Origin of the sequence: Anaeromyxobacter sp. PSR-1, assembly GCF_000964525.1 — a bacterium.
In the GTDB taxonomy this organism is placed as follows: domain Bacteria; phylum Myxococcota; class Myxococcia; order Myxococcales; family Anaeromyxobacteraceae; genus Anaeromyxobacter.
In genome coordinates this window covers 1-5,127 of the sequence record NZ_BAZG01000252.1, presented here as the reverse complement: position 1 = coordinate 5,127, position 5,127 = coordinate 1, and the positions used below count along the sequence as shown (strand labels likewise).

Genomic DNA, 5,127 nt, shown 5'->3' with positions numbered 1-5,127 from the left:
CCAGTGCCCCTCCAGCCCCTCGGCCCGCGCCAGCGCCTCGACCGACGGCGCCAGCGCGGCGAGCGCCGCGGGCGTGAGGTCGAGCACGCTCATGCGGCGGCGGAACGTCGCCACCGAGAGCGGCGAGGCGAACCGGGCGGTGCCGGCGGTCGGGAGCACGTGGCTCGGGCCGGCCAGGTAGTCGCCCACCGCCTCCGGCGTGGAGCTGCCCACGAACACCGCGCCGGCGCGCGAGATCCGCTTCACCAGGCCGGCCGCGCCGCGCGCGTGCAGCGCCAGGTGCTCGGGCGCGAACGCGTCGGCGAGCCGCACCGCCTCGGAGAGGCCGCGCGTCACCACCACCGCGCCGCGCTCCTCGATCGACCGCCCGGCGATCTCGCGCCGCGGCAGGTCGGCGAGCTGGCGCTCCACCTCCGCCAGCGCGGCCCGCGCCAGCGCGGCCGACGGCGTCACCAGCACCGACACCGCGCGCACGTCGTGCTCCGCCTGCGCGAGCAGGTCGCTCGCCACCTCGGCCGGATCCGCCGCGGCGTCCGCGAGCACCAGGATCTCGCTCGGCCCGGCGATCATGTCGATGTCCACGCGCCCGAACACCAGCCGCTTCGCGGCGGCCACGTACGCGTTGCCCGGCCCGCAGATCTTGTCCACCGCCGGCACCGTGGCGGTGCCGTAGGCGAGCGCCGCCACCGCCTGCGCGCCGCCGACCTTGAACAGCCGGGCCACCCCGGCCACGTGGCAGGCGGCGAGCGTCCAGCGGTCCATCTCGCCGGTGCCCTTCACGCCGGGTGACGTCACGACGATCTCGCGCACGCCGGCGACGCGGGCCGGCACGGCGGTCATCAGCACGGAGGAGGGATAGCGGGCAGTCCCCCCCGGAACGTAGAGGCCGACGCGCTCCAGCGGCCGGACCACCTGAGACAGGGTCGCGCCCACGCCGTCGCGGCGCGCCGGCACCCGGGCGTCGGACTCGCGCCGGTGGAAGTCGGCGATGCGCCGGGCGGCGAGCGAGAGCGCACGACGCGCCGCGGCGGGGAGGCCGCGGTAGGCGGCGGCGAAGTCGGCGGGGCCGAGCGCCAGGCCGGCCGCCGAGCCCGGATCCCAGGCGTCGTGGCGGCGGGTGTGCTCGAGCAGCGCCAGGTCGCCGCGGGCGCGGACGTCGGCGACGATGGCGGCGGCGGCCTCGCGCACCGGCGCCTCGTCCTCGTCCGACCCGCGGGCGCAGACGCGGGCCCACGCTTCGGGGAAGGCAGGATCGCGGGAATCGAGCTTCAGCACGGCGGAACTCCTCGGGGAACCCGTTGATATAGACGAAAAGCCCCTCGATGGCGAGGGTCGCGCCTGCCCCGGTCGGCCGCGACCTGCGGCGCACGCCGCGGGACGCAGCGTCCGCATTGGCGCACGCGCTGTACGGGATTCCCCGGATAGCGAAGATCGACGGATGGAATAGGCTTCGGTCTCGCAATTCGCGCGAAGCCTGGGGGGCCGCGGACGATGAAAACCCTGCACGCGGGAGACCTCTCTCCCCGTGAAGTCGCTCCACCCGGTTCCATGCCTCCGCCGCCCGAGCGGCCGGAGATCTCCGTCCTCGCGGCGGCCGCGCTCGACGCGGCGCTCGAGGCCATCCCCGCGCCCGCGGTGGTGGTCCGCGCGCCCGCCTCGATCCTGCTCGCGAACGCGCGCGCCCGGACGCTCCTCGCCACCGACCGCGAGCGCGTGATGGAGGTGCTCCGCGCGCCCCCCGCCGCCGACGCGCGCACGCCGGCCCGCTTCGCCGTCGAGGGCCACCCCGGCCACGCGCTGGTGGTGCTGCCGGACCTGGACGGCGACGCGCGCCACCGCGTGCAGGTGATCTCGCGGCGCTGGGGGCTCACGCCGCGGCAGGCCGCGGTGCTGGCCCGCGTGGCGCAGGGCGACACCAACCGCACAGTGGCCGCCCGGCTCGGCTGCTCGGAGAAGACCATCGAGCTGCACGTGTCGGCGCTGCTCGCGAAGACCCGGTGCACCAGCCGCTCGCACCTGGTGGCGACGTTCTGGACCGACCCCTGCGACGCCGCGCGGGCCGGGGCCGCGCTGCGCTGACGCCGCCTCCGCACCGTCCGCCCGGCCTGCTACAGTCCGCCGCGCATGAACGTGCGCACCGACCTGTGGCTGCAGAACCTGCTCGACGAGCGCGACGGCGCCGCCCTGTACGAGGGGCTGGCGCGGCACGAGAAGGACCCCGCCCGCGCGGCGAGCTTCCGCGAGCTGGCCGAGGCGGAGCGGCGCCACGCGCAGGTCTGGGAGCGCAAGCTCCTCAAGGAAGGCGTGGCGGTCCCGCCGGACCGGCCCAGCTCGCGCATCCGCGCGCTGGTGTGGCTGGCGCGGCGGCTCGGCAGCGCCGCGGTGCTGCCCATGGTCCTCGAGACCGAGGCCGGCGACGCCGACAAGTACGACCGGCAGGGCGGCGAGGCGACCGAGATCGCCGCGGAGGAGCGCGCGCACCGGCAGGTGCTGGCCGGCATGCACGGGCCGGACGCGCCCGAGGGCGCGCGGGCGCTCATCGGGGACCGCGAGCGGTGGCACCGCGGCGGCGGGCGGGCCGGGTCGATCCGCGCGGCGATCTTCGGGATGAACGACGGGCTGGTCTCGAACCTCTCGCTCATCCTCGGCGTGGCGGGGGCGGGCGTGGCGCCCGGCACCGTGCTCGTCACCGGCTTCGCCGGGCTGCTCGCGGGCGCGTTCTCCATGGCGGCCGGCGAGTACACCTCGGTGGCGAGCCAGCGCGACCTGCTCGCGCGGCAGATCGCGCTCGAGAAGCGCGAGATCGAGGAGGCGCCGGAGGAGGAGGCCGCCGAGCTGGCGCTCATCTTCAAGCAGAAGGGGCTCTCCACCGAGCAGGCGAGCCGGACCGCCGCCGAGATCCTCAAGAACCCGGCGAGCGCGCTCGACACGCTGGTGCGCGAGGAGCTGGGGCTCGACCCGGAGGACCTGGGCTCGCCCATGGGCGCGGCGCTGTCGTCCTTCGCGATGTTCTCGGTGGGCGCGCTCGTGCCCATCGTGCCGTTCCTGGTGACCTCCGGCACGCCGGCGGTGATCTCGAGCGCGATCCTGGCGGGCGCGATCCTGGCCGGCGTGGGCGGGGCGGTCGGGTTCCTGTCCGGCACGAGCGTGTGGCGGTCGGCGCTCCGGATGGCCGGGCTCGCCGCGCTCGCCGCCGGGGTCACCTACGCCGTGGGCCGGCTGTTCGGGGCGACGATCACCTGAGCCCGGCCGCGCCGCGCGCTCACTCTCCGAGGTCGCCCTCGTCCGCGCCGGCGAGCCGCGCAGGCGCCTCCTCGGTGTCCGCCTCGCGGCCGCGCCCGGGCGCCTCGGCCGGCGGGCGCGTGCCCCGGCGGCGCGCGTAGTAGCGCGTCACCGAGGGCAGCGAGAAGCGGTTCATGGTCACGCTGTGCGTGGCGATGGCGTTCAGCCGGTCGATGTCGATGAACCACTCCGGCAGGTAGACCGGGCCGACGCAGATCCCCTCCTCCACGAGGTCCCGCACCAGCTCGGCGTCGTCCACGCTCATCTTCCCCGCCAGGAACGCCCGCACCAGCTCCACGTCGCGCTGCTCCAGCGCCGCGCGCAGGAAGTTGAACGTGCGGCAGTAGCCGCGCTGGTAGGCCGCGTCCTTCGTGAACGGCGCGCCGCCCTCCAGCAGCCCGCCGCGGAACACCCGCTCGCTCATGAGCGCCGCCTTCTCCGGCGGGAAGCGCGCGAGCAGGTACCGGTACACCTCGAGGAAGTCGGCGCCGCGCGCGGCCATGTCGATGGCGATGGTCCGCTCGCCCAGCTCGATGTAGCGCTCGTCCGTGATGTGGCCGGTGAGGAACTCGGCCACGATGCCGCCGCCCTCCTGCGACTCGGTGTGGCGGGGCAGCCCCACGCCCAGCACCGGCAGGTGCGGCTGCCGGTAGCCGTTCAGCGAGGTGAGCACGTGCCACAGCCCCTCGTGGTGGGCGAGCGCGCGCACCTGGCGATCGGAGAAGCGCGCGCCCTTGCGGAGCGTGATGCTGGTGCCGCCCGCGGCGGCGTTGGCGGTGAGCCGCGTGCGGACCGCGACCTTCACGTGCCCGCCCAGCAGCGGGTTGCAGATGTCCGCCACGCGGGCCGCCGCCTGCTCCGCGTCGTAGACCAGCTCCTCGTCGCGCGCGCGCGGGCGCGAGGCCCACATGCGCGCGATGGCGAGGTTGTCCACGTTGTGGTCGGGGAAGCGATCGCGCGGGTCGCCGTAGATGCGGCGGGAGAGCTCGTAGAAGCGCTTCGTCCCGCGCGCGGCGAGGAGCCGGGCGAGCGCGATGAACTCGTCGCACTTGCGGCGGAGCAGGTCCTCCACCGGGTTCTTCCCGCGCACCTGCCGCCGGATGGCGCGCAGCTCCTTGATCTTCTTCTCCGGCTCGAAGCCGAGCGGCGGGTACTCCGGCTTCGGCAGCTCGCGCGCGCCGCCCCGGAAGAAGCGCTCGTGCACCGCGGGGTCCCAGTTGATGGACCGCAGCACGCGGATGGGCCGCTGCGCGCGCAGGATCTCATCGCTGACGCGGCGGAACACGTCGGGCGGCACGCGCGGACGTTACCACGGTCCGCCGCCCGCCCGCCCCGGTCGTGCGCCGGCCGGTGGCGCTCGCACGCGGCCCGCGCCGGCGGGCGCTTTCGCCGCGGCACGGCCGTTGCTGTCGGTCGCGCCGAGGAGGACGCACGCCATGAACCGAATCGAGTCGATCCACGTCGCCCCCGCCAGCACCCAGCGCGCGCTGCCCGGGCGCTTCGACAGCGCCCTGCGCGGCGCCGCCGAGGGGCTGGTCCGCGGGGTGGCCGCCACCGTCGAGCTCGCCGCCCCGATCATCCCGGGCGGCACCATCCTGTCCGCCGCCATCCGCTCCGGGGCCGCGGCCGCCGGCGGCTCGCCGCTCGCCGGGACCCCGCTGGCCGGCGGGCTCACCGGATCGCCCGGCGGCGGCGCCGCGGGTGGGGACGTCCTCGACGCCACCCGCACGCTGCAGCGCGAGGCCCAGACCTTCAACCTCCAGTACCTCCAGCTGCAGGAGCACATGCAGCGGGAGAGCCGCGAGTTCACCGCGGTGTCGAACGTGATGAAGGTCCGGCACGACA

At 75.9% G+C, this 5,127-nt stretch carries 5 protein-coding genes; 3 read left to right on the top strand and 2 right to left on the bottom strand.

The genetic code is table 11. From position 1 onward, the window contains the following. The coding region (hisD, locus tag PSR1_RS21635) for a histidinol dehydrogenase (RefSeq protein WP_059439423.1) at window positions 1-1,275 on the bottom strand (1,275 nt) is incomplete at its 3' end. Window positions 1,276-1,548: 273 nt separating this feature from the next. On the opposite strand from hisD, the gene PSR1_RS21630 reads away from it, so the two are divergent. Both PSR1_RS21630 and PSR1_RS21625 read left to right on the top strand, forming a co-directional pair. Continuing rightward, the gene (locus tag PSR1_RS21630) at window positions 1,549-2,079 is read left to right on the top strand and encodes a response regulator transcription factor (protein WP_059439422.1); all 531 of its coding nucleotides are present in this window, start codon (window positions 1,549-1,551) and stop codon (window positions 2,077-2,079) included. A 45-nt stretch (window positions 2,080-2,124) separates the two neighbouring features. Further along, window positions 2,125-3,243, top strand: coding sequence for a VIT1/CCC1 family protein (locus PSR1_RS21625; RefSeq protein WP_059439421.1), 1,119 nt, complete (start codon window positions 2,125-2,127; stop codon window positions 3,241-3,243). Between the two features lie 19 nt (window positions 3,244-3,262). Here PSR1_RS21625 and PSR1_RS21620 read toward each other — a convergent pair whose 3' ends face one another. After that, the gene (locus PSR1_RS21620) at window positions 3,263-4,579 is read right to left on the bottom strand and encodes a flavohemoglobin expression-modulating QEGLA motif protein (RefSeq protein ID WP_059439420.1); all 1,317 of its coding nucleotides are present in this window, start codon (window positions 4,577-4,579) and stop codon (window positions 3,263-3,265) included. A gap of 139 nt (window positions 4,580-4,718) precedes the next feature. Here PSR1_RS21620 and PSR1_RS21615 point away from each other — a divergent pair. Beyond that, a partial coding sequence (locus PSR1_RS21615; RefSeq protein ID WP_059439419.1) for a hypothetical protein occupies window positions 4,719-5,127 on the top strand: 409 nt, incomplete at its 3' end.